This is a genomic window from Methylorubrum subtropicum, assembly GCF_038442325.1.
In the GTDB taxonomy this organism is placed as follows: domain Bacteria; phylum Pseudomonadota; class Alphaproteobacteria; order Rhizobiales; family Beijerinckiaceae; genus Methylobacterium; species Methylobacterium subtropicum.
This window is the reverse complement of the sequence record NZ_JBBXMW010000003.1, coordinates 171,639-196,801: the sequence shown is the minus strand read 5'-3', so window position 1 is coordinate 196,801 and position 25,163 is coordinate 171,639. Positions and strand designations below refer to the sequence as shown.

General features: G+C 69.7%; 14 protein-coding genes and 1 tRNA gene. 9 read left to right on the top strand and 6 right to left on the bottom strand.

Features of this window, described 5'->3' with window-relative positions:
* The first annotated feature begins 85 nt into the window (after positions 1-85).
* The 6 genes from hpnA (at position 86) to AAHG03_RS05780 (ending at position 7,042) form a co-directional block, all read left to right on the top strand.
* Positions 86-1,111: a hopanoid-associated sugar epimerase gene (gene hpnA / locus AAHG03_RS05805; RefSeq protein ID WP_342149423.1), complete on the top strand. Its 1,026-nt coding sequence runs from the start codon at positions 86-88 to the stop codon at positions 1,109-1,111.
* Positions 1,108-1,998, top strand: coding sequence for a squalene synthase HpnC (hpnC, locus tag AAHG03_RS05800; RefSeq protein ID WP_342149421.1), 891 nt, complete (start codon positions 1,108-1,110; stop codon positions 1,996-1,998). The genes hpnA and hpnC overlap by 4 nt, the downstream gene beginning before the upstream one ends.
* Entirely contained in the window at positions 1,995-2,840 is an 846-nt protein-coding gene (gene hpnD, locus AAHG03_RS05795) for a presqualene diphosphate synthase HpnD (protein ID WP_342149419.1), read from the top strand. Before hpnC ends, hpnD begins: the two co-directional genes overlap by 4 nt.
* Positions 2,840-4,141 (top strand): hydroxysqualene dehydroxylase HpnE, encoded by a 1,302-nt coding sequence (hpnE, locus tag AAHG03_RS05790; RefSeq protein ID WP_342149418.1) that lies wholly within the window; start codon positions 2,840-2,842, stop codon positions 4,139-4,141. Before hpnD ends, hpnE begins: the two co-directional genes overlap by 1 nt.
* Positions 4,142-4,183: 42 nt before the next feature.
* Positions 4,184-6,184 (top strand): squalene--hopene cyclase, encoded by a 2,001-nt coding sequence (shc, locus tag AAHG03_RS05785; protein WP_342149417.1) that lies wholly within the window; start codon positions 4,184-4,186, stop codon positions 6,182-6,184.
* 186 nt (positions 6,185-6,370) lie between these two features.
* Positions 6,371-7,042 carry a spermidine synthase gene (locus AAHG03_RS05780; RefSeq protein WP_342149754.1) on the top strand — a complete coding sequence of 224 codons (672 nt, stop codon included), beginning with the start codon at positions 6,371-6,373 and terminating at the stop codon, positions 7,040-7,042.
* 52 nt (positions 7,043-7,094) lie between these two features.
* Here AAHG03_RS05780 and AAHG03_RS05775 read toward each other — a convergent pair whose 3' ends face one another.
* The 6 genes from AAHG03_RS05775 to AAHG03_RS05750 form a co-directional block, all read right to left on the bottom strand.
* Positions 7,095-7,499, bottom strand: a complete 405-nt coding sequence (locus tag AAHG03_RS05775; protein ID WP_342149416.1) for a hypothetical protein — start codon at positions 7,497-7,499, stop codon at positions 7,095-7,097.
* A 10-nt stretch (positions 7,500-7,509) separates the two neighbouring features.
* Positions 7,510-8,883 carry an aminotransferase class I/II-fold pyridoxal phosphate-dependent enzyme gene (locus tag AAHG03_RS05770; RefSeq protein ID WP_342149415.1) on the bottom strand — a complete coding sequence of 458 codons (1,374 nt, stop codon included), beginning with the start codon at positions 8,881-8,883 and terminating at the stop codon, positions 7,510-7,512.
* Entirely contained in the window at positions 8,880-16,304 is a 7,425-nt protein-coding gene (locus AAHG03_RS05765) for an SDR family NAD(P)-dependent oxidoreductase (protein ID WP_342149414.1), read from the bottom strand. The genes AAHG03_RS05770 and AAHG03_RS05765 overlap by 4 nt, the downstream gene beginning before the upstream one ends.
* Before the next feature lie 470 nt (positions 16,305-16,774).
* The gene (locus tag AAHG03_RS05760) at positions 16,775-18,079 is read right to left on the bottom strand and encodes a UDP-glucose dehydrogenase family protein (RefSeq protein ID WP_342149413.1); all 1,305 of its coding nucleotides are present in this window, start codon (positions 18,077-18,079) and stop codon (positions 16,775-16,777) included.
* Positions 18,080-18,301: 222 nt separating this feature from the next.
* Positions 18,302-20,431, bottom strand: coding sequence for a glycosyltransferase family 2 protein (locus tag AAHG03_RS05755; protein ID WP_342149412.1), 2,130 nt, complete (start codon positions 20,429-20,431; stop codon positions 18,302-18,304).
* Positions 20,432-20,435: 4 nt separating this feature from the next.
* Positions 20,436-21,482, bottom strand: a complete 1,047-nt coding sequence (locus AAHG03_RS05750) for a hypothetical protein (RefSeq protein WP_342149411.1) — start codon at positions 21,480-21,482, stop codon at positions 20,436-20,438.
* Between the two features lie 264 nt (positions 21,483-21,746).
* Between AAHG03_RS05750 and AAHG03_RS05745 the strand changes: the two genes are divergently transcribed.
* The 3 genes from AAHG03_RS05745 to AAHG03_RS05735 all read left to right on the top strand — a co-directional run bounded on the left by AAHG03_RS05745 (position 21,747) and on the right by AAHG03_RS05735 (position 25,154).
* Positions 21,747-21,821, top strand: a tRNA-Val gene (locus AAHG03_RS05745).
* Positions 21,822-22,169: 348 nt separating this feature from the next.
* The gene (locus AAHG03_RS05740) at positions 22,170-24,605 is read left to right on the top strand and encodes a calcium-binding protein (RefSeq protein ID WP_342149409.1); all 2,436 of its coding nucleotides are present in this window, start codon (positions 22,170-22,172) and stop codon (positions 24,603-24,605) included.
* A gap of 147 nt (positions 24,606-24,752) precedes the next feature.
* Positions 24,753-25,154 carry a hypothetical protein gene (locus AAHG03_RS05735; RefSeq protein ID WP_342149407.1) on the top strand — a complete coding sequence of 134 codons (402 nt, stop codon included), beginning with the start codon at positions 24,753-24,755 and terminating at the stop codon, positions 25,152-25,154.
* The last annotated feature ends 9 nt before the right edge of the window (positions 25,155-25,163 follow it).

The following is a 25,163-nucleotide window of genomic DNA, read 5'->3' as shown; positions in this document are numbered from 1 at the left end:
CGGTTGGGGCGGGCGCGGCGTTTCCATTTGCCCGAACCTCCGCCGCTCGGCGGGCGCGGGCCTTCCGGTCGATCACGCGAGCATCATGACAGAGCCGACGACAAGCGGCCCATTCGAGGCAGGCGCGGTGCTGATCACCGGCGCCAGCGGCTTCCTCGGGGCCGCCCTGGTGGACGTGTTCCGCGCCGCCGGCTTTCGCGTGCGCATCTCCGTGCGCGCCTCCTCGCCGCGTACCAACCTGACCTGGCCCGATGTCGAGATCGTCGAGGCCGACATGCGCGACCGCGCGGCGGTGGCCGCCGCCATGCGGGGCCAGCGCTACCTCGTCCACGCCGCGGCGGACTACCGCCTGTGGGCGCCGGACATGGAGGAGATTGTCCGCACCAACCGCGACGGCACCCGCATCCTGATGGAGGAGGCGTTGAAGGCCGGCGTCGAGCGGATCGTCTACACGTCGAGCGTCGCCACCATCAAACCGCACGACGACGGCACCCCCGCCGACGAGACCCGCCCGCTGACGCCCGAGACCGCCATCGGCGCCTACAAGCGCAGCAAGGTCGTGGCCGAGCGCGTGGTCGAGGAGATGGTTTTTCGCGATAAGCTCCCGGCCGTCATCGTGAACCCCTCGACGCCGATCGGCCCGCGCGACGTGAAACCGACGCCGACCGGGCGCATCATCCTCGATGCGGCACAGGGAAAAATCCCGGCCTTCGTCGATACCGGCCTCAACCTCGCCCACGTGGACGACGTGGCCGCGGGCCATCTGCTGGCGCTCCGCAAGGGCCGCATCGGCGAGCGCTACATCCTCGGCGGCGAGGACGTGATGCTGGCGACCATGCTCGCCGACATCGCCGGCATCGTCGGGCGCAAGGCGCCGACGACCCGGCTACCCTACGCGGTGATCTACCCGATCGCGTTCATTTCCGAGCAGATCGCCCGCGTCACCGGCAAGGCGCCGCTCGCCACCATCGACGGCGTGCGCATGTCGAAATACCGGATGTTCTTCTCCGACGCGAAGGCGCGCTCGGAACTCGGCTACACCGCGCGGCCCTACCGCGAGGGGCTGTCGGACGCGATTTCCTGGTTCGGCCGAGCGGGGTACATGAAATGAGCGCCGGCCTTCAGACCGCCACCGACGCCCGCACCGGCAAGGGCCAGCACGACGAGAACTTCCCCGTCGCCTCGCATCTGATCCATCCGAAGAACCGCGGCGCGATCCTGGCCTTCTACAACTATGTCCGCGCGGGCGACGACGTCGCCGACCACACCGGGCTGTCGCCCGAGCGCAAGATCGAGCTCTTGGACGCGCTCGCCGACGCGCTGACCGGCAAGGGCGGCTCCGACCCCTCGGTCGAGCCGCTCAAGCGCGAGTTGGCCGCGCACGGCCTGCCGCCGACCCACGCGCTCGAACTCCTCGACGCCTTCCGCATGGATGCGCGCAAGGACCGCTACGCCGACTGGGACGAGCTGATCCATTATTGCCGCTACTCGGCGATGCCGGTGGGCCGCTTCGTCCTCGACGTGCACGGCGAGAACCCGGCCCGCGTCTACAAGACCTCCGACGCGATCTGCGCGGCGTTGCAGGTGCTCAACCACCTGCAGGATTGCGGCAAGGACTTTCGGAATCTCAACCGCGTCTACATCCCGCTCGACACCATGGCCAAGCACGGCGCCGACGTGTCGATGCTCGGGCGCGATAAGGCGCCCCCGGAACTGCTCGCCGTGATCCGCGAGCTGGCGCAGCGCACCCTCGACCTCTTGGAGGAGGGCAAGCCGCTGCCCGGTCTCATCGACGATCTGCGCCTGAGCCTGGAGATCGCCGCGATCCATCGCCTCGCCGTCGTGCTGACCAAGGGCCTGCTGACCCGCGATCCGCTCTCGGAAAAGGTCCATCACGGCAAGGCCGGCTTCGCGCTGACCGCGCTCGGCGGCATCGCGGCGACGCTGGTGCGCCGTCCCTTCCGGCCCCGCGCCGCCACAACGAGAGCCGGACGATGAGTGCCGCCGCGACCACGATGCAGGCCGAGACCGGCCCGGCGCTCCCGGCGGCGGGCTCGTCGTTCTACACCGCCATGCGGCTGCTCCCGAAGGAGCGGCGCGAGGCGATGTACGCCGTCTACGCCTTCTGCCGCTCGGTCGACGACGTCGCCGACGACGGCGGCCCGCGGGATCTGCGCGCGGCCGAACTCGACAGCTGGCGCGCCGACATCGATGCGCTCTATGCCGGCCATCCCACCCCGCGGGTGCGCCCGCTGGTCGAGCCGGTGCGCCGCTTCGGCCTCAAGCGCGACGACTTCATCGCCGTCATCGACGGCATGGCGATGGACGCGGCCGAGGACATCGTCGCGCCGACCGAGGCGACCCTCGACCTCTACTGCGACCGGGTCGCGAGCGCGGTCGGGCGGCTGTCGGTGCGCATCTTCGGCATGCCAGAGGAGGCGGGGGTCAAGCTCGCGTGGCACCAGGGCCGGGCGCTCCAGCTCACCAACATCCTGCGCGACATCGACGAGGACGCCGAGCGCGGCCGCCTCTACCTGCCGATGGAAAAATTCCACAAGATCGGCCTGATGAACCCGACGCCGGAGACGGCTTTGGCCCATCCGCGCCTCGGCGAGGTCTGCGAAGCCGTCGCGGCGGAAGCGCAGGAGCATTACCGCCAGACCTGGGCGATCATCGACAAAAGTCCGCGGCAGGCGACGAAGGCCGCCCGCCTGATGGCCGCGGCCTACAAGCTCTATCTCGACGCCGTGATCCGCCGCGGCTGGGCGCCCCCGCGCGAGCGGGTAAAACCCAAAAAACTGTCCCTTCTCCTCGTCGCGTTGCGCCACGGGATCGTGTGATGTCGGCCACCGTTCACGTCGTCGGCGCCGGGCTCGCCGGCCTGTCCGCGGCCGTCTCGCTCGCGGAGACCGGCGTCCATGTCGTGCTGCACGAGGCCGCCAAGCAGGCCGGGGGGCGCTGCCGCTCGTACTACGACCCCTCGCTCGGGCTCACCATCGACAACGGCAACCACCTGCTCCTGTCGGGCAACCGCTCGACCCTCGACTTCATGGCGAGGATCGGCGCGCCGGACGACGCGCTGACCGGCCCGGACGAGGCCGCCTTCCCGTTCGCGGATCTCCGCACCGGCGAGCGCTGGACACTCCGCCCCAACCCCGGCCGCCTGCCGTGGTGGGTGCTGCGCGCGGGCCGGCGCGTGCCGGGCACCCGCGCCCGCGACTACCTCGCCCCGCTCTCGCTGATGATGGCGGCCTCCGGCAGCGCGCCGGGGCGGAGTGGCACCATCGGCGAGAAGATGGCCTGCGAGGGCCCGCTCTACGACCGGCTGTGGCATCCGGTGCTGCTCGCCGCCCTCAACACCGATCCCCGCGAGAGCGATGTGGGGCTCGCTGCCACGATCCTGCGCGAGACGCTGGGCGCGGGCGGGCGCGCCTGCCGCCCGCTGGTGGCGGTCGAGGGCCTGTCCACCGCCTTCGTCGATCCGGCGATTCGCTTCCTGACGGAGCGCGGCGCGGAAATCCGCTACGGCCGCCGCCTGCGCGCGGTGCAGGTCGGCGCGGGTCGCGTCGAGCGCCTCGACTTCACCGACGAGCCGACCGTGATCGGCCCCGACGATTCGGTCGTGCTGGCCCTGCCGCCGTGGGTGATCGAGGATCTGCTGCCCGGTACGCCGACCCCGAAGGCGTTCCGATCCATCGTCAACGCGCATTTCGCGATTCGCCCGCCGGAGGGCGCGCCGCTGCTGCTCGGCGTCGTCGGCGGGCTGACCGAGTGGCTGTTCGCCTATCCGGACCGGTTCTCGGTCACCATAAGCGGGGCCGATCGCCTGCTCGATGCACCCCGCGAGGAACTGGCCCGCCAAATCTGGCTTGAGATCGCGGAACTCAATGGGGTAGCACGCGAATTGCCTAGCTGGCAGATCGTCAAGGAGAAGCGGGCGACCTTCGCGGCCACGCCCGCCGAGGCCGCGCGGCGCGCAAGTGCCGCGACGCGTACGCCTAATCTCGCTCTGGCGGGTGATTGGACGGAGACGGGCCTGCCCTCGACCATCGAGGGCGCGATCCGCTCCGGGACGAACGCCGCGCTCGCGCTGTCCCGCAACGGGATGTGCGGGCGGGCACAGGCACAGGGAGTCGCTTGAAGCATGACCACGGCGTCACGACAGTCCGGAGAGGCGACGGCGATGCGCGAGGCGGCAGGCAAGGTCGAGCAGTTGCACCGTCCGAAGACGCGCGACGTGTCCCTCGTCGATGTGGAGCGCGGCGTGCAGGACGCCACCCGCGCCCTCACCGCCATGACGCAGGCCGATGGCCACATCTGCTTCGAGCTGGAGGCAGATGCCACCATCCCCTCCGAATACATCCTGTTCCACCAGTTCCGCGGGACCGTGCCGCGCGACGGCCTGGAAGCCAAGATCGGCAACTACCTGCGGCGCACGCAGTCGAAGGCGCATGGCGGCTGGGCGCTCGTCCATGACGGCCCGTTCGACATCAGCGCGACGGTAAAGGCCTATTTCGCCCTCAAGATGATCGGCGACGACATCGAGGCCGCCCACATGCGCGCGGCCCGCAAGGCGATCCTCCAGCGCGGCGGCGCGGCCAACGCCAACGTCTTCACCCGCATCCTGCTGGCGCTCTACGGCGAGGTGCCGTGGCGCGCCGTGCCGGTGATGCCGGTGGAGGTGATGCACCTGCCGAAGTGGTTCCCGTTCCACCTCGACAAGGTGTCGTACTGGGCCCGCTGCACCATGGTGCCGCTCTTCGTCATCCAGGCGAAGAAGCCGCGGGCCAAGAACCCGCGCGGCATCGGCGTGTCCGAGTTGTTCGTCACCCCGCCCGAATCGGTGCGCACCTGGCCGGGCTCGCCGCACGCCACTTGGCCGTGGACGCCGATCTTCGGCGCGATCGACCGCGTGCTGCAGCGGACGCAGGACAAGTTCCCCAAGGGCATCCGCCAGCGCGCCATCGACAAGGCGGTGGCCTGGACCAGCGAGCGCCTGAACGGCGAGGACGGCCTGGGCGCCATCTTCCCGGCCATGGTCAACTCGGTGCTGATGTACGAGGTGCTGGGCTACCCGCCGGATCATCCGCAGGTGAAGATCGCGCTGGAGGCCATCGAAAAACTCGTCGCCGAGAAGGACGACGAGGCCTACGTCCAGCCCTGCCTCTCGCCGGTCTGGGATACGGCGCTCAACAGCCACGCGATGCTTGAGGCCGGCGGCGCCGAGGCCGAGGGGATGGCGCGCGCGGGCCTCGACTGGCTGAAGCCCCTTCAGGTGCTCGACATCAAGGGCGACTGGGCCGAGACCAAGCCGAACGTGCGCCCCGGCGGCTGGGCGTTCCAATACGCCAACCCGCACTATCCCGATCTCGACGACACCGCCGTCGTCGTGATGGCGATGGACCGCGCCATGCGCCAGCACGGGCTGGTCAGCGACATGCCGGACTATTCGCAGGCCATCGCCCGCGCCCGCGAATGGGTCGAGGGCCTGCAGAGCGCCGACGGCGGCTGGGCGGCCTTCGACGCCGATAACAACCACCACTACCTCAACCACATCCCGTTCTCGGACCACGGCGCGCTGCTCGACCCGCCGACCGCGGACGTCACCGCCCGCGTCGTCTCGATGCTGTCGCAGCTCGGCGAGACCCGCGCGACGAGCCGCGCGCTCGACCGCGGCGTCACCTACCTGCTCAACGATCAGGAGAAGGACGGCAGCTGGTACGGCCGCTGGGGCATGAACTTCATCTACGGCACGTGGTCAGTGCTCTGCGCGCTGAACGCCGCGGGCGTCGATCCGCAATCGCCGGAGATCCGCAAGGCCGTGGCGTGGCTGATCCGCATCCAGAACCCGGATGGCGGCTGGGGCGAGGACGCCTCGTCCTACAAGCTCAACCCCGAATTCGAGCCGGGCTACTCCACCGCCTCGCAGACCGCCTGGGCGCTGCTCGCCCTCATGGCGGCGGGCGAGGTGGACGATCCGGCCGTGGCGCGGGGCGTCAACTACCTGCTGCGCACGCAGGGCGGCGACGGCCTGTGGAAGGAAGAGCGCTACACCGCCACCGGCTTCCCGCGGGTGTTCTACCTCCGCTACCACGGCTACCCGAAGTTCTTCCCGCTCTGGGCGATGGCGCGCTTCCGCAACCTGAAGCGCGGGAATAGCCGGGAAGTTCAGTTTGGGATGTGACGACCTGTAACCCTCCCCCCTCTGCGGGGGATGGTGCCTGCGGAGCAGGCGGGAGAGGGGAGCGACGCTTCCGAAGAATCTCCATCAAGGGCGGCCAAGCGGCGCCGTCGCTCCCCTCTCCCGACCCCTGCTGACGCAGGGGCCACCCTCCCCCGCAGAGGGGGGAGGGTTCAGGTGGTGCGTTTCATGATCCCCTGGGAACACCTCGACACCGCCCCGATCCCCGGCGAGGCCGGCACGCTGCGGCTGATGCGGCGGGGGACCGAGTTCTCGATCCAGCTCGACCGCAACGAACTCATGAACAGCCGCCTCTTCGGCTCGGAGGAGGCGCTGGCCCAGCTCGCCGCCGAGCGTGTCGCGGGCGTGCCCGCGCCGCGGGTGCTGATCGGCGGCTACGGCATGGGTTTTACGTTACGCGCGGCGCTCAGCCATTTCCCGCAAGGCGCCGCGATCACCGTCGCCGAGATCGTGCCGGCGGTGCTGGCCTGGGCCCGCGGGCCGATGGCGGCGCTGACCGGCCCAAGCCTCGCCGATCCCCGCGTGACGATCCGCGAGGCCGACGTGGCGGCGGTGATCCGGGAGCGGGCCAACGCCTACGACGCCATCCTTCTCGACGTGGACAACGGCCCTGACGGCCTCACCCGCGCGGCCAACGACCGCCTCTACGACGCCACCGGCCTCGCATCAGCGCGCGCGGCCCTGCGCCCCCGCGGCGTGCTGGCGGTGTGGTCGGCCCATCCCGACGCGGCGTTCACGCGACGGCTCGGGCAGGCGGGATTTTCGGTCGAGGAAGTGGCCACGCGGGCCCGGGGCAAGCGCGGGGCGCGGCATGTGATCTGGCTGGCTGGGCGGCACTGAAGCTTAACAGACTTCTCGCCTTTCTAATTTCAATCGAAGAGCCGAATCGCTTTCACTCTTCAACAAACACGCGCTCAAGCGTTGTTTCACGATGCCAAATCCATGGATTTACTGCATCTGACTTCCAAAACTGGATAACAGTAACTTCAACGGAACTCATGCTGTTCCCCGGAAAACAGCATATGTTTGGCGGATCTCCAGCACAAATACCGAGTCCGCCCCTTAACGCATACTCGATCGTCTTGTCACCGTTTTTTCCATGGAACTCAAATCGTGTGAAAATCCCAACATGGAAGTTTGTATGGCAATTCTGACAACGAATATGTACGAGAGCGGCCTCTCTTGCGTAAACGTCTAAATCTTCTGGACGAAAGTCGTCATATCGAGGAACACCATTAGCCCACCAGCGAGGTGGTTCTTCGATTCTCCTCAAAATATCGTCGTATCGGATGTGCATGGCGAAGGGCTCACGCCCCCCGGCGCGCCATCAGCTGCTCGATCAGCGTCGCGCCGGTTTCCAGCGCCGCCAGTTCTTCCGCCACCGCCGCGACCGTCTCGGCGATCTGTTCCGGCGTGTGTTCGGAGGTCATGAAGAAGCGCAGGCGCGAGGAGCGCTCCGGCACCGCCGGGTGGATGATCGGCTGGACGTTGATGCCGCGCTTGAACAGGCGGTCGGAGAGCGTCACGGCTTTGAGCGAATCGCCGACGATCACCGGGATCACCGCGAGGCCCAGACTCGTGCCGGTGTTGAGGCCGTGCTTCTTGGCTGCCGTGAGGAAGAGCCCGCCGTTGCGGCGCAGGCGCTCGACGCGCTCGGGCTCGGCGTGCAGCACCGAGAGGGCGGCATCGGCGGCGGCTGCGAGCGGCGGGGACATGCCGACGCTGTAGAGGAAGCCGCCCGCGGTGCATTTCAGGTACTCGATCAGCACCCCCGGCCCGCAGACGTAGCCGCCGCAGGAGGAAAGCGTCTTCGAGAGCGTGCCCATCCAGATGTCGACGTCGGAGGCCGCGACGCCGCAATGCTCGTGCAGGCCGGCACCGGTGCGGCCCAGCACGCCGAGGCCGTGGGCGTCGTCCACCATCAGCCAGCAATCGTAGCGGCGCTTCAGCTCGACGAAGGCGGCCAGATCCGGCGCGTCGCCGTCCATGCTGTAGAGGCCCTCGATCACGATCAGCGCGCGGCGGTGCTCGTGGCGGGTCGCCTCCAGCACCTTCTCCAGGGCGGCCGGATCGTTGTGGGCGAAGGAGCGGCGCTGCGCGCCCGAGAGCTGGGCGCCCGTGACGACGCTGTTGTGGATCAGCGCGTCGTGGAAGATCACGTCCGCCGGCTCCAGCATGGCGCCGATGGCGGTGACGTTGGTGGCATGCCCGCTCACCATGATGACGCAGGCTTCGGTCTCGTAGTGGGAGGCCAGCGCGCGTTCGAGCTTGAGGTGGACCGGCCGCTCGCCCGCCACCAGCCGGCTGGCGGACGCCGAGGTGCCGAACGCCTCGATCGCCTTGCGCGCGGCCCCGCTCACCGCCGGGTGCCCGTTGAGGCCGAGATAGTCGTAGGACGAGTAGTTGGCGAAGGCCTTGCCGTCGATCCGCGTGGTCGCCGCCGCGCGGGTCTCGTGGACGCGGAAGAATGGGTTGTTGAGCCCGATCAGGTCGGCGGCTGAGCGCTGGAGCTTCAGCTCGCGATAGCCCGTCAGCTTCTCGAAGCTCTGGTGCTCGGAGCGCGTCGGCGCCTTGGCTTCCGCAGCAGCCTCGGGCCGGGCCGCGTTGGCGCGGCCGAGCCGGTTGGTGACGAAGCCGGCGAGCGCGGCGCGGCCATCCTGCGGGCGCGACGACTGGGTCATGGCAGGATCTCTTTGATGTCCGCGACGTTCTGTTCGACCAGCTCGTTGAACGGCACCAGCGTCGCCGCGTCCAGGTTGCTGACGTGCTTGGCGGAGAGGCTGAGCGTCACACCCGCCGCCTCATCCACCGGGGCGGCGACCGCCTGGATCAGCGTCTCGGTCAATTCGTTCACGGTCAGCCCGGACGAGATGCCCGCGGGCGGCGCGTCGAGGGCGAAGCGCTCCTGCAGGCTGGCGCCGAGTTCGACGCCCATCAGCGAATCGAGGCCGATCTCCGAGAGCTGGCGCACGCGGCTGATGTCGTCCTTGGGCAGGCGCAGGATGCGGGCGATGTCCTCGACGATGGCGTCGGCCACGGTCTTCCGAACCTCGTCGATGTCCGAGGCCCGCAGCAGCGCGCCGATGTTGATCGCCGTGACCGCGCCCGATTCCGCCTGCTGGTCGGTGCCGAGGCTGCCGTAGCTCGGCGAGCGGAGCGTCGCGAGGCGCTCGCGGGCCTTGCCCCAATGCATGGCGGCGATGGCGATCACGCCCTCGTCGGCGGCCGGACCCTGGCCCTCCAGCGCCTCGGCCATCAGGTCGAGGCAGCGGCGGGCCTCCATCGGCGTGACGCCAACGCGGGAGGCCAGCGTGTCCATCACGCCCTTGTTGCGGGCGAGCACGCCGACATCGCCGATGGCACCCCAGGCGACCGCAAGCGCGGGCAGGCCGAGCTTGCGCCGCTGGCGGGCCAGCCCCTCCATGAAGCCGTTGGCGGCGACATAGGAGCCCTGGCCCGGATTGCCGATGAAGGTCGTGGCCGAGGAGAACAGCACGAAGTAGTCGAGCGCCCGGCCGCGGGTGGCGGCGTCGAGATGGGTCGCGCCGATCACCTTGGGGGCGATCACCGCCTCCAGCGTCTCGGGCTCGATCGCCGCGATCAGGCCGTCCTGCAGCACCATCGCGCCGTGGATCACGCCCGCGAGCTTGTCGCCGCCGGCTTCGATGCCGGCAATCAGCGCATCGATGGCCTTGCGGCTGGTGATGTCGCAGGCCTTGGTCTCGACGCGGACGCCGCGCGCCGTCAGCTCGGCGATGACTTCGCGGCCCTCGTCGCTCGGCTTGCCCGAGCGGCCGACCAGCAGGATGCGGGTGGCGCCGCGGTCGGCGAGCCAGCGGGCCGCCTCGATGCCGAAGCCGCCGAGGCCCCCCGTGACGAGGTGGACGCCGCCCGGGCTCACCGTGAAGGCGTTGCGCTGGATGCGGGCGACGCTGCCGGGTGCCGGCGGCGTCACGACGATCTTACCGACATGCCCGGATTGCTGCATCAGCCGGAACGCGTCCGAGGTCTCCTCGGCGGCGAACGGCTGGTAGGGCAGCGGGCGCAGGCCCCCGTCGGCGAAGAGCGCCATCACCTCGCGGAACATCCGCGCGCCGTCCTCGCCCTGGTGCTGGAGCACCTGATCGAGATCGACGCCGAAATAGGAGAGGTTCCGGCGGAACGGGCGCAGACCGATATGGGTGTTGGCGACGTAGTCGCGCTTGCCCAGCTCCACGAAGCGGCCGAACGGGCGCAGGACGTTGAGGGATCGCTCCATCATCTCGCCGAACAGCGAGTTGAGGACCACGTCGACGCCGTCGCCGGTGATGCGGCGGACATCGTCCACGAAGGCGAGCGAGCGGGAATCGAGCACGTGCTCGGCGCCAAGCGCCTCGACGAGCGCCCGCTTCTCGCGCGAGCCGGCGGTGGCGATGACGCGGGCGCCCTTCCACTTCGCGATCTGGAGCGCGGCGAGCCCGACGCCGCCTGCGCCGCCATGGACCAGCAGCCACTCCCCCTTGCGCAGGCGGGCGCAGGTCACGAGCGCGTAGTAGGCGGTGAGGAAGGCGACCGGCACGGTGGCGGCGGCGGACGGATCGAGCCCTTCGGGCATCGGCGCCACGACCATCTCGGGCACGACCACGTGGGTGGCGAAGCCCGATTGCGCGAAGGCGACGACCGGGTCGCCTACGTGGAAATCGACCACGCCGGGGCCGACGGCGGTGACCTTGCCGGAGACTTCGAGGCCCAGCCGCGGCCCGGCGAAGCCGTCCTCCAGGATTTCCTCCGGGAGCATGGAGAGCGCCCAGAGCACGTCGCGGAAGTTGAGGCCGGTGGCGGCCACCGCGATCTCGACCTCGCCCGCGCCGGGGGCGGCGCGCTCGGCCGGGCCCCAGACCATCTCGTTGAGGCCGCCGGTGTTCGAGCGTTCCAGGCGCGCCGCCGGGGCGGCGTCGCCGCCGGCTTGCACGGAGCGGCCGGGATGGAAGCGGACCACGCGGGTGGCGTCGGCGTCGAGCACGATCTCGGTCTCGGGGGTGCCGGACAGGATCAGGGCGCGCAGGCGCTCGGCGGAGAGCTTCGAGGACAGCGACGGGTCGAGATCGACCCGGCGGATGTCGAGGTTGGCCGCCTCGTTGGCGAGCGTGCGGCTGAAGGCCCACACGCCGGCCTCGACGGCCGCGGTCTCGCCGCCCGCGTCGCGGGTCGCGCCGGGAGCGATCACCCAGAGCCGGGTCTGGCGGTTGCCGAGATGCTCGGCGCAGCGCTTGAGGCTGAGGCAGCGGTCGCGCAGGCGGGCCGAGGCCTCGCCTTCTTGCGCAAAGGCGCCGGCGAGGAAGACCACGGTGTCGGGGGTCTCGCGCTCCAGTTCGAGCAGCGACTGCTCGGAATCGAGGATGATCGAGACGTGGACGCCGCTGGCGATCAGCAGGGTGGCGAGCGAGGAGGCCGTCTCGGCGCCGATGGCGTCGTCGGAGCCGACGACGAAGGCGAAGCTTTGGCCATGGCCGACCATCGGCCGGGCCGGGGCCTCGGCGACGAGGAGTAGGTCGCCGCCGTTGGCGGAGACCGCCCGGTCGGCGGAGACGCGCACGAGGCCGGTGGCGCTCAGGGTCCGCTGCCAGCCGGTCACGTCGGGCAGGCGCGAGAGCGGCTGGTCGGGCACGATCTCGGTGAACCAGTCGGGCGTCAGGCCGAAGACGAGGTCGCGGAACAGCGAGGCGCCGGGCTCGACGGCGATCAGCAGGCCGCCGGTGGCGAGCGCCGCGCCGACGCGGGTCGGCAGGCCGGCTTCCGCCCGGTGCAGCACGTCGCTGGCGAGCACGAGATCGAACGAGTCGGCCGGCAACTCGTCGGCGGATTCGATGACGCCGACGCGGGCGTGGAGCGCAAGACGGGCGCGCTCGGCGAGGCGCCGGTCGGTCTCCAAGACGCTCAGGACGGCGCCGCTCTCACGGGCGAAGGCGGCGGCGAGCGCCGAGAGCGGGCCGAAGCCGACTTGCAGGATGCGCAGAGCCCGGTCGCGCGGCAGGCGCTCGCGGCTGCGCTCGACGATGTCGGCGACGGTGGCGGCGGAGGCGCGGGCGGTGGCGCTGCGCAGGTGGAACGCGTCGAGCGCCGCGGGCGGCAGGCTGGCCGAGGCGACCGGCTCACCGGCCAGTAGGCGGGCGACGAGGGCGGTGGTGTCGGCCAAGAGCACCAGCTCGGCGGACAGCTCCGGCTGGTCCGCCGCGATCCAGCGCATGGTCTCTTCCGGCGAGGGCAGGGTCACGTCCTGCCGGATGCGCCAGCGACCGCCGTCGCGCCCGCGGGGCTCGTGGGTGGCGAGCCCGCTGCTCTCCAGCGCGTAGAGGGCGTTGACGGCCCAGGGACGCAGAGAGGCGGGCAGGCGCGGATCGGCGAGATCGACCGCGCCGTTGCGGCTCAGGCCTTCCGCGAGGCGGTAGGCGAGCGCGGTGGCCCAGCCTTCGAGCAGGAGATGGCCGGGGCCGAGTTCGGCGTCGCTCGGAGCGGTCGCGCCGGCGAGCGACGGGCGCAGGCGCTCGGCCAGCGCCGGGCGGCGCTCCAGCGGCAGGGCGGTGGGTTCGGTGGCGAGTTCGCTGACCTGCGCGATGGCGAAGGCGTCGAGGTCGCTGCCAGACTTGGCGCGAAGCGCCTGGAACCGGCCCTCGCGGATCGTGGCGATGACCTCGCCGTCCGTGTCGAGGAGGGTGAAGTCGGCCAGGATCGAGCGCTCGTTGCAGCGGCGCGTGCGGATTTCCGCCCGCGCGATCACGGCGCCGGGGCGCAGCAGGCGGATCTCGCCGAAGCGGACCGGCACGTAGGCCTTGGTCGAGCCCTCGCCCATGAGTTCGGCGAAGAGCAGGATCAGGCCGTGGAAGCAGGAATCGAGGCGCGACGGCACGAGGCCGTAGCGGGCGTCGGTCTCCGCGGGCTTCAGCTCGGAGACGATGGTGGTCTCGTCGATGCGGGCCGAGGCCGCGACCTGACGGAAGCTCTCGCCGAAGCCGAGGCCGGAGGCGAATGCCCGGCGATACAGGTCCTCACCCGCGACCGCGTGGTCCGCCGGGAGGCCGACGTCGCGGCGGGCGGGGGCCGGGAAGTCGCCCTCGATGATCTTGGCCGAGGCGTGGAGCTGCCACGCGGCCTGGGTCAGGCGGGGACGGCTGAGGATCTGGATCTGGTGGCCGGACAGCCGCACCAGCACTTCGCGCAAGGATTCCTCGGCGAAGACCATGGGGGCCACGATCTCGACGTCGGCCAGAGTCGCCACGTCCGAGCGCAGGGACTCGCGGGCGACGTGCAGCGCCATCTCGACGAAGGCGGCGCCGGGCAGGATCACCTGACCGTCGATGCGGTGGTCTTCGAGATCGGGCACGAGGGCCGGATCGAGATGGCCGTGCCATTCGAGGGCGTCGTGGCCGGCGCGGGCGCCCACCAGCGGATGGTAGGGCCGCGGCACGGCCGCACCCACGACTTCCGCCGTCTCGCCGAGGCGGAAGGAGCGGCGCTGCCAGGGATAGAGCGGCAGGGCGACAGGGCCGGCCGGATCGTCGCCGAACAGCAGCGCCTCATCGACGCGCGCACCGGCCACGAGGGCGGCGGCGACGGCCTTGGCGATGGGGTCGGCGCCCGCCGGCTTGCGGTGGAGCACGCCGACCGAGGCGACCTCGATGCCGAGCGGTTCGACGGCGTCGCCGATATGCGGCAGCAGGGTCGCGCGCGGGCCGACCTCGACGAACACGCGGGCGCCCTGGCGGGTCGCCTCCTGCAGGGCGTCGCAGAAGCGCACGGGCTCGCGGATGTTGCGCCACCAGTAGCCCGCGCCGAAGCGGGCGCCGGGCAGCACCGTGCCGGTCACGGTCGAGACCATGGCGGTGTGGCCGGCCGACGCCTTGAGCCCGTCGAGGTCGCGCAGCAGCGGACGCTCGGTCGGGTCCATCAGCCGGCCGTGGAAGGGGTATTCGAGATCGAGCTTGCGCCCGCGGCGGCGCTTGCGCGTCAGCGCCTTCATCGCCGATTCGATGGCGGCCTCGGGGCCGGCGACCGTGATCGCCTTGGGGCTGTTGTAGGCGGCGACGTCCAGCGTCGGGTAGTCGGCGAGGAACGCCTCCATCTCCTCGACCGGCCCGAGCAGCACCGCCATGGTGCCGTAGCCGCGCGTCGTCTCCTGATGCTTGCTGCGGTAGAAGATGACCCGGACGGCCTGCTCCAGGCTAAGGATGCCGGCGGCTTCCGCCGCCGCGATCTCGCCGACGCTGTGGCCGAGCACGAAGTTCGGGGTCAGGCCCTTGGCGCGGAGCGCCGCGGTGGACGCGGTCTGGATCGCGAAGATGAGGGGCTGCGAGACCCGGGTCAGCGACAGGCGGCTGTCGAGGTCGTCGGCGAACATCGCCTCCTTGAGCGACCAGCCGGAGAGCGGGGCGAACAGCGCGTCGGCGCGGTCGAAGCGCTCGCGGAAGGTCGCGTTGCCGTCATAGGCCTCGCGGCCCATGCCGACCCACTGGCTGCCGTTGCCCGAATAGACGAAGGCGATGTCGGCGTTGCGCTCGACCGCCTGACCGACGACCGCCGCGTCGTCGTCCTCGCCCTCGGAGAGCGTGCGGAGCGCAGCGGCGAGATCGATGCCGGCCCCGAGCGGCGCGGCGAGCCGCACGGGCAGGCGCTCGCGGCGGTGGGCCGCGGCGGCGGCGATACGCGCGGCTTCTTCAGCGGACGCCGAATCGAGGCGGGCGGCGTAGTCGAGGGCGAGATCTTCGAGCGCGGCGCGGCTCTGGGCCGAGAGCAGCAGCATCTCCGGGGCGCGGCCGGACTCGGCCTTGGCCGCGGTCGCGACGGGGGCGGGGTCCGTCAGCACGACGTGGGCGTTGGTGCCGCCGAAGCCGAAGGAGTTGACGCCGGCGAAGCGCTCGGGCCCGCGGGCCAGCGCCAGCGGCGCGCGGTTGACCGCGAGGTTCAGCGCCTCGAACGGGATGTCGGGGTTCAGCTCGGCCGCGTGCAGTGAGGCCGGAAACACGTCGTTCTCGAGCGCAAGGCTCGCCTTGAGCAGGCCGGCGAGGCCGGAGACCGGCTCGGTATGGCCGATATTGGTCTTGATCGAGCCGATCGGCAGCGGGGCGCGGCGCGTCTTGCCGAGCTTGCTCCCGATGGCGCCGGCCTCGATCGGGTCGCCGACCGGGGTGCCGGTGCCGTGCGCCTCGACGAAGGCGATTCGGTTCGGATCAATGCCGGCCTGACGGTAGACCTGCTCCAGCAGGGCGGCCTGCGCGTTGCCGGAGGGCAGGGTGATGCCGGTGGTGCGCCCGTCCGAGTTGACGCCGCTCGCCGCGATCCGGCCCCTCACGGTGCGCCCGGAGTGGGCGGCGGCCTCGGCCGATTGCAGGATCAGGACGACGCCGCCCTCGGCGCGCACGTAGCCGTCGGCGTTCGCCGAGAAGGCTTGGCACAGGCCGGTGCGCGACAGCATCTGCGCGTTGGAGAACGAGATGAAGTTGAACGGGCTGACCAACAGGCTCGCGCCCGCCACCACGGCGGTGTCGACCTGCCCCGCCTCGATCGCCGTGATCGCGGCGTTGAGCGCGACCAGCGAGGACGAGCAGGCGGTGTCGAGGGTGAAGCTCGGGCCCTTCAGATCGAAGATGTAGGAGATGCGGTTCGAGATGATCGAGAGCGTGTTGCCGGTCGCGGCGTAGGCGTCGCTGGAGGCCGGATCGAGGACGCGCAGGTTGCCGTAATCGAGCGAGGAGGCGCCGACGAACACGCCGATGTCCGAGCCCGCCACCGAGGACGGGCGCAGGCCGGCGTCTTCGAGCGCTTCCCAGGTGAGTTCGAGCAGAAGCCGCTGCTGCGGGTCCATCTGCTCGGCCTCGCGGGGCGAGATGCCGAACACGCCGGGATCGAACGACCAGATGTCGTCGAGGATGCCCGCGGCCCAGGTGTAGCTCTTGCCGCGCTCCTGGGCGCGGGGATGGGCGTAGGCCGGCAGCGACCACCGGTCGTCGGGGATGCGCGAGACGGCGCAGCGGCCCTCGGTGAGGAGCTGCCACAGTCCCTCGACGCTGGAGGCGCCGGGCAGGCGGCAGGCGCGGCCGACGATCGCGATGTCTTTGCGGTTTGTCACGTCGATCCGTTACGCTCGTGATTCCGATGCGGGCACCGGCACCGGGCGCAACCGCAGAGTCGAAGCTCTAGTACGGTCCCCCGGCCGCTCCAACCCGCGCGGTCGCCTCATCCCCCCTTAATCCATGAGATGGGGAGAATGTGTGGCGCGTATTCATCAGTCGAGGCTTGGGCGTTTGCCGAAACGGCACGGGCCAGGACTGCCGAATGATAGGTTCGGGGGGCCATAGCCTGAGCGAGTTCGGCCACATTTTCGCCGCGAGCGCGACGAAACCCGATCGAAGACTTCGGACAATGTCGTCCGTCGGACTGCAAGCAGTGCGCGAAGGTGCGGCGGATCGCGGTCGCTTCGATCCCGCCCGAGCAAGATGTCACGGCGCGATCGCGAGAACAACCGCACTGCAACATCATCGCTGAAGCGTCGGCAACCGGCGGCGGGCCGATCCGGCCCGGCGCCGACCGCTCTCAGGATTAGACGACGCCGACGCCGGTGTAGCGGAAGCCGTGCTTGGCGGCCTCCTGCGGCGAGTAGACGTTGCGCAGATCGACCATCACCGGGGCCGCCATCAGGCCCTTCAGCCGCGGCAGGTCGAGCGCCCGGAACGCGCTCCATTCCGTCACCAGAACCACCACGTCCGCACCCGTGGCGCAGGCGTACGCGTCCTCGGCGTAGCTCACGCCCTCCAGCAGGGGCTTGGCCTGCTCGATCCCCTCGGGGTCGAACGCCACCACCCGCGCCCCGCCGTCCTGAAGACCGGAGATGATCGACAGCGAGGGCGCGTCGCGCATGTCGTCGGTGTCCGGCTTGAACGTCAGACCGAGCAAAGCCACCGTCTTGCCCCGCACCGAGCCCCCGGCCGCCGCGATCACCTTGCGGGCCATCGCGCGCTTCCTCTGGTCGTTGACCGAGACCACCGTCTCGACGATCCGGATCGGGGTCGCGTAGTCCTGCGCCGTCTTGACCAGCGCCAGCGTGTCCTTGGGGAAGCACGAGCCGCCGTAGCCGGGGCCGGCATGCAGGAACTTCGAACCGATGCGGTTGTCGAGCCCGATGCCGCGGGCGACCTCCTGCACGTTGGCGCCGACCCGCTCGCACAGGTCGGCGATCTCGTTGATGAAGGTGATCTTGGTCGCCAGGAACGCGTTGGCGGCGTACTTGGTCAGCTCCGCGGTGCGCCGCCCGGTGACGAGGATCGGTGCGGCGTTGAGGTAGAGCGGGCGGTAGACCTCGCGCATGACGTCCGCCGCGCGCTCGTCCTCGGCGCCGATGACGATGCGGTCGGGGCGCTTGAAGTCGCCGATGGCCGCGCCCTCGCGCAGGAACTCGGGGTTCGAGGCGACGCCGACCTCGGCGTTCGGGTTGGCCTCGCGGATGATGCGCTCGACCTCGTCGCCGGTGCCGACCGGGACGGTCGATTTGGTCACCACCACGGTGTAACCGGTCACCGCCTGGGCGATCTCTTTGGCGGCGGCGTAGACGTAGGACAGGTCGGCGAAGCCGTCGCCGCGGCGCGAGGGCGTGCCGACCGCGATGAACACGGCATCCGCCCCGGCGACGGCGGGTTTCAGGTCGGTGGTGAAGGACAGGCGCTTGGCGCGGACGTTGTCGGCGACCAGCGTTTCGAGGCCGGGCTCGTAGATCGGCATGCGGCCGGCCTCCAGCGCCTCGATCTTCCTCGGATCGACATCGACGCAGACCACCTCATGCCCGAAATCGGCGAAGCACGCCCCCGACACCAGGCCGACATAGCCCGAACCAATCATCGCTATCCGCATCGAAGCCTCCGCCGCCCCTTTTGGAGTGCCTCACAAAACTCCCGTTCGCTGCCGGCGGCCCGTGCGGGCTCGACGGCGCAGCGGGAGTTTTGCGAGAGACACTTGGTCACCGCAGGCCTGAGGCTGCGCGGCATCGTCCTAGTGCCGATGCCGCCCGCGTTGCAATCGCCCGGGCAGTCTCGAGGCCGCGCCGATGTGCCGGACGCATGCCTCCCGGTGGAACTACAACCGGAAATGCCCCGAGGCGCGGGAGAGGTTGGGGTTGTAATACGGATCGGAGCGCAGCTCCGCTCCCCAGCGCTCGCGCATCACCCGCGATTCCGCCTCGAACCGGGCGCGCTTCTCCGGCGTGTCCTCGGGCCCGCGGCTCTTCGATTCGTGGTGGATCAGCCGGGCGTAGGGCGTCCAGACGTTGCGGTAGCCGGCCCGGCGCAGGCGCAGGCACAGGTCCACGTCGTTGAAGGCGACCGCCAGCGCTTCGGCGTCGAACCCGCCGACCTCGGAGAAGATGTCCGCGCGGACCGCGAGGCAGGCGCCGGTCACGGCGGCGACCTCCTGCGTCAGTTGCATGCGGGCGAAGTAGCCCGGCGCGTCGCCCGCGATCCCGAGATGGCTGTGGCCGGCGATGCCGCCGACGCCGAGGACGATGCCGCCGTGCTGGAGCGTGCCGTCGGGATAGAGGAGCTTCGCCCCGACCGCGCCGATATCGGGCTCGCAGGCGATCGAGACGAGTTCGGCGAGCCAGCCCGGCTCCAGCACCTCGATGTCGTTGTTGAGGAACAGGAGCACGCCGCCCCGCGCCGCCGCCGCGCCTCGGTTCGACAGGTCGGAAAAGTTGAAGGGGCCCGGCACCGGCAGCACCCGCAGGCGCGGCTCGTCGGCGTGGCGGGCGAACAGGGCGCGCGTGGCTTCCTCGCGGCTGTCGTTGTCGACGACGATGACCTCGAGGTTCGGGTAGTCCGTGCCGCGGAAAAGCCCGTCGAGGGCGACCGCCAAAAGTTCGGCCCGGTCGCGGGTCGGGATCACTACGGAGACCAGGGGAGGGGGTTCGGGCAGAGGCCGCACCAGCCGGTTGAAGCCTTGCGGCCCGCGCTCGGCCCGCGCGCCGCGCCGCTCGGCGACCTCGGCGAGCGCCCGCAGCCGAGCGTCCTCGGCCCGCGCCAGCGCCCGGTCGGAGAAGGTGCCGGAGCCGGCGGCCGCGCGCCAATGGTAGAGCACCTTCGGGATGTGGCGGACGGCCTCGCGCGGCAGCGTCTCGGTCAGCCGCAGCAGCAGATCGTGGTCCTGGCTACCCTCGAAGCCCGGCCGCAGACCGCCGAGCGCCCGCAGGGCGTCGGTGCGGACGGCGCAGAGATGGTTCACGTAGTTCTGACCGGTGAGCAGTTCGCGGTCGAAATCCGACTTGAAATGCGGCTCGAAGCGGCGCCCGCGCGCGTCGATCTTGTCCTCGTCGCTGTAGACCAGCACGAGGCCGGAATCGTCCCGGAGCGCCTTGGCCACCTCGTAGAGGGCGGTATCGGCGAGCCGGTCGTCGTGATCGAGGAAGACGCAAGTTATGCCCGACGCCAGCGCCAGGGCGTCGTTGGTGGCCCGGGCGATGTGGCCGTTCTCGGGCCGCCGCACCGTGCGGATGCGGGCGTCCGCGGCGGCATGGCGGGCGATCAGGCGGGGGATCGCCGGATCGGTCGAGGCGTCGTCGCAGAGGCACAGCTCCCAGGCCGGATAGAGCTGATCCCGCACCGAGCGGATCGCCGCGTCGAACACCTTGGGATCGGGATCGTGCACCGGCATCAGCACGGAGACGAGGGGAGGGGCCTCCCAACCCGCGATCTCGGCGCGGATGCGGGCGCGCTCCTCCGGTCCGCGGCGGTCGAAGCGGGCGATCCAGGCGGCGTAGCCGGTCTCGGAGCGGTGGGCGAGCGCCTGGGCCAGCAACCCGCGGCCGCGCAGCTTGAGGCCGAGCAGGCGCCAGTACACCGCCCGCGCGGTCAGTTCCGGCTGGCGCCGGGCGGCGCGCAGGGTCAGAGCGAGGCGGGCGCGGCGCCGCAGGGTCAGCCCGTCGAGGGAAAAAGGCGCGCTGCGCGAGAGCGCGGTGAACCGCAACGCGACGGCGCCGTCCGGCAGCCGCCCGGTCCAGGCGAAGCCGTCGCCCGAAGTCGGCTCCTCGGCGAGCGCCGTCGTCGTCCCCTCCGCCGTCACGACGCTGACGAGGGCGCGCGGGCGCCCCCCGCTGCCGAGGTCGCGCCAGGCCAGCGTGATCCAGGCACCGCCGAGCCGGCTGTCGAGATCGACCCGGTGATCCAGCCCGTCCGATCCCGCCACCGGCAGCGTCCGGCGGCCGCGCCACGCCATCGCGTCAGTCCCGCCAGTTCTGCGAGACGGAGGCGTGGACCGCGTCGCTCAGCACCGTGTCGAACTCGACCCATTCGCGCACGAAGCGCAGGCCGCGCAGCCGCTCGGCGAGTTCGAGGGTCGTGTTGGCGATCGGCAGCGGCAGCGGCACCGGCGCGTCGATCTTGAGGCGGTCGAACACGGTGGCCATGAACGCCTCGAAGTAGTCGCGATGGCCGACGATGCCGACCCGCGACAGGATCTCGACGGCGATGATCGAGTTGGCCGGGATGATCCGGTCGTCGGGCTGCGTCGTGCTGAGCTGGCGGGTATAGGGGTTGTAGAGCAGGTGGTAGGCCGGCTCCGGCATCATCCGAAACAGCCGCTTGAGGCTCTTGACGTCGGTATAGTCGTAATCGACCGTGAAGGCGGCGGCCTCGGCGAGCTGGCCGAGGCGCCAGCGCTGGTTGGGATCGTTGGCGATGTCGGCCCGCTCGCGCAGCCACACGAGGCGGCTCGCCATCTCCACGTAGGGATCGTGCAGCATCAGCATCGTCAGGGCGTTGCCCTGGACGAAATGCCCCTCGTAGCGCGGCAGGATGATCGAGCCGGCCATGAAGCACGACAGCAGGATATCGGTGTCGAACATCGCCAGCAGGATCTCCTCCGGGAACCGGCCGATCCCGAAATAGCTCTGCTTGAAATGGGGAAAGAGGGCGGTCTGGATCACCGTCTCGGGGCGGATGTGCATGTTGATCAGCACCGCCTTCGGCTTGGCGAGCCCGGCCTTCGGCACGCGCCGATGGATCAGCACGTTGGTGTCGACGTCGTAGATCTCGAGCCGCTCGATCCCGGCGAGGCCGGGGATGTGGTCCTCGCGCACCTCGAAATGGCACTGGCCGGTGGAGTGCCAGCCGTACTCGATGAAGGTCGGGTCCTTGTGGATCGCCGAGACCTCGGCCACGCGCCGCCCCTCGACGGTGACGTAGACCCGGCTGATCGCCGTCGGATCGTCGGGGACGACCCAGCCGCGGATCAGCGCCCCGTCGTCGCCCTCGAGCAGAAACCGCATCCTCGATCGTCGTCCTTATCGGATCAGTCCGCGCCGGGAGACCTTCGTCCCCGGGCGCGCCGCTCTGGCGCATCGGCTTTTCCTGACAAGCCGGCGGCCACCTTTCGGGCCGATGCTCTAGCCGATTTTCCCGCGCCGCGCAGCGCCCCCGCCCGATCCGGCGCGTCCCGCACGAGGAGGCAAGAAAAGCGCGACGAGCCCGCTTGCGGAGCCACGGGGTCCAGGCTATAGCCCCGGCACCGCAGGAGCCAAGCGCTTCTGCCCGGGCGCGTAGCTCAGCGGGAGAGCACTACCTTGACATGGTAGGGGTCACAGGTTCGATCCCTGTCGCGCCCACCATCAGCCTCATGTCACACGGCCGATCGGTCCGTGAGCAGGCTGGTTCTCTCAGGTTCGGGGAACCTGAAAACACATCGAAGTCCGATCCATCCTGAGACCGATGCGTGTCGCACAGTCGATTGCACGCATCCGGGGATTTCCCGTTGCAGGGCCCTCCGCCTGTTCAGGCGTTGCGTAATGCTTACAGGCCCCACCTGACCTTGTGCGCGGACGCAACGGAACCGCGCGCGATCTCGATCACACCCGCCGGGTTTTGTCCGGCCGAGGCTCGAAGCCGCTCGACCACAGCCTGAAGTCGTGATCTGGATAGTTTCGGCGCGTGAGGCGTGTGCCTCGAGGGTCGGGGAAATGGTAACGTCGAAGGACGGGCGATGGACGCTGACCGTCGTGAACACCTTGAGTTATGAATCTGAGTGGGCGGACACTCCGTCCGGGCACGTTGAGATATATTTGTTAGACAATATTTCCAGCGACAAGACAATTTTATATGATTTTACTGGTGTCGATCGGGGCTGGGAATTTAAAACATTTTTTAGTCCCGACAGCAGATTCGCCATATATAGCGCCAAGGACCCGAATGACCCGAATATCACGAGTGCGGCGCCTGCATTGTATGTCATCGATACAATCACCAAAGAAATTACGGAGTTGAAGCCGTTAAACTCTTACTATCGCGACCTAAGATTGTCGGATGACGGCTCCAAGCTTTTGTGGCTCGGAAAGGTTCCCGGCGTCGGCAATGTAACAGAGATTTTTTATTTTCCCAATGTTCCGCAGTTTTCACCCCCCATTATCGAGAGCGAAAAGATCGGCAACAACGGCTCCGGCACGCTGATCGTTGGTGACAGCGCCTATATCACCCTTGAACTAAAGGGGGTTGCCAGGTCGACCGACCAAGAGAAGATCACGCTGACCCTGAACAGCGAGGGGACGGCCGTCTATGATGCGACCAAATCGCGCCCCGGCGAGACCTACGTATTCAAATACACGGTGAAGGCCGATCAAGTCGTGCGCGATCTCAGGATCAGCTCGATCAATTTGAATGGGGCGGAGGTGGTCGGTTCCGACGGCAAGAGCCTCATGATCGACAGCGATTTCTTCTCGTTCAGGGGACGTATCAAGATCGATGGTTTGACCGGCTCGAGCGGTGACGAGAATTTCCTGGGCACGGCTGGCGCCGACTCTTTCGTAGGAGGTGCCGGCAATGACACCTATCGCATCGACCACGTCGCCGATCGCGTCCGGGAACTCGTCGGTCAGGGCTACGATACCGTCGTCTCGACCATCGATTATGCTCTTGCGTCCGGCGTCCGCGTCGAGGTGTTGCGGGTCGCGCGTTCGGCGTGGACATCGAACATCGATCTGACCGGAAACGAGTTCGACCAGACCCTGGAAGGCAATATCGGCAACAACATCCTCGATGGCAGCGGCGGTGCCGACAGCATGCGCGGACTCCTCGGCGACGACACGTTCATCGTCGACAACAGGCGCGACCAAGTCATCGAGGGGATCGGGCGAGGCCACGACACCGTCATCGCTCGCACGAGCTACAAACTCGCGGCGGGCCAGGAAATCGAGGTCATGCGGGCCGACGCACGGACCGCCAACCCGAATATCGGCCTGACTGGGAACGAATTCGCGCAGGCGCTGATCGGCAACGCCGGCGACAACGTCCTCGACGGACGCGGCGGTGCCGACGTGATGACCGGCGGGGCCGGCAACGACACCTACATCGTCGATCAGGCCCGCGACGTGATCCGCGAGAACGCCGGCCAGGGCTACGATCGCATCGTCACCTCGCTGTCTTACACGCTCGGCGCGAACGTCGAGATGCTGACGCTCACCGGCACCGGGGCGGTCAACGCCACCGGCAACGGGCTCGCCAACCATCTCGTCGGCAACGGCGCGGCCAACGTCCTCGACGGCAAGGGCGGTGCCGACGTGATGGAGGGCGGCAGGGGCAACGACACCTACGTCGTCGATCAGGCCGGGGACCGCGTCGTCGAGGCGAAGGGCGGCGGCGCCGACACCGTCGTGGCGTCGGCGAGTTGGTCGCTCGCGGCGGGACAGGAGGTCGAAACGATCCGTCTCGTCTCCGGCTCGGCCAAGCTGAACCTCACCGGAAACGAGTTCGCCCAGACGCTGCGCGGCAATGCCGGCGCCAACGTGCTCGACGGCAAGGGCGGAGCGGATCGAATGGAGGGGGGCGCCGGGAACGACACCTACCTCGTCGAAAACGCCCGCGATCTCGTCGTCGAAGCCAGGGGCCACGGCACGGACACGGTGGTCACGACCGTGTCGTACGGTCTCGCCCTCGGGCAGGAGGTGGAGGCTGTGCGGCTCGCCGGATCGACCGGCCAGCGCAACCTCGATCTCACCGGCAACGAGTTCGGCCAGGCCCTGACCGGCAACGACGGCGCCAACGTGCTCGACGGCCGGGGCGGCGCCGACGTGCTGATCGGCGGGCGCGGCCCGGACGCGTTCGTGTTCTCGACCAAGCTCGGCGCGGGCAACGTCGATCGGATCACCGATTTCGCGCCGGTGGACGACACGATCCGGCTCGCCGAGGACGTGTTCTCCGCCCTCGCGCCCGGCCCGCTGGCGGCCAGCGCGTTCAAGAACATCAGCACCGGCAAGGTCGATGCGAACGACCGCATCCTCTATAAGCAGGCCAGCGGCGAGCTGTTCTACGATGCCGACGGCTCGGGGAAGGGCGCCGCGGTGAAGTTCGCGGTGCTCGACAACTACGCCAAACTCACCCACGACGACTTCTTCGTCGTCTGATCGGCCGAGGCCGCTCCTGCGGAGCAGGTCGCGCTTTCGGCAACGGCATGGCGCGCCCGGTGCGACAGAATGAGGGGGTGCCCCGCATAGGAACCGTCCGTCCGCGGCCCTGTTGGACAGGGGTATCGCAAGCGCGAAAGGATTTTCATGCGTAAGGCTCCTCTCGTTCTCTCCGCCGCCGCCCTGATCGGCCTCGGCTCGATGGCGGCCACGACGACGTCGGCGGAGGCCGGATGGCGCGGCGGCGGGTATGGCTACGGCGGCGGCTATCGCGGCGGGTACGGCGGCTACGGCTACCGCAACGTCGGCTATCGCGGGTACGGCTACCGGGGCGGTTACGGCTATCGCCGCGGCGGCATCGGTGCCGGCGCCGCCATCGGGCTCGGCATCGCCGGCCTCGCGGCGGGCGCCATCGCGGCCAATTCCTACCGCGGCTACGGGTACGGCTATGGCCGTCCGGTGGGCTACTACGGCGGCTACGGCTATGGCCGCCCGATCGGCTATTACGGCGGCTACGCGCCGGCCTACGGTTACGGCTACGGCTGGTAAGCCCTCACT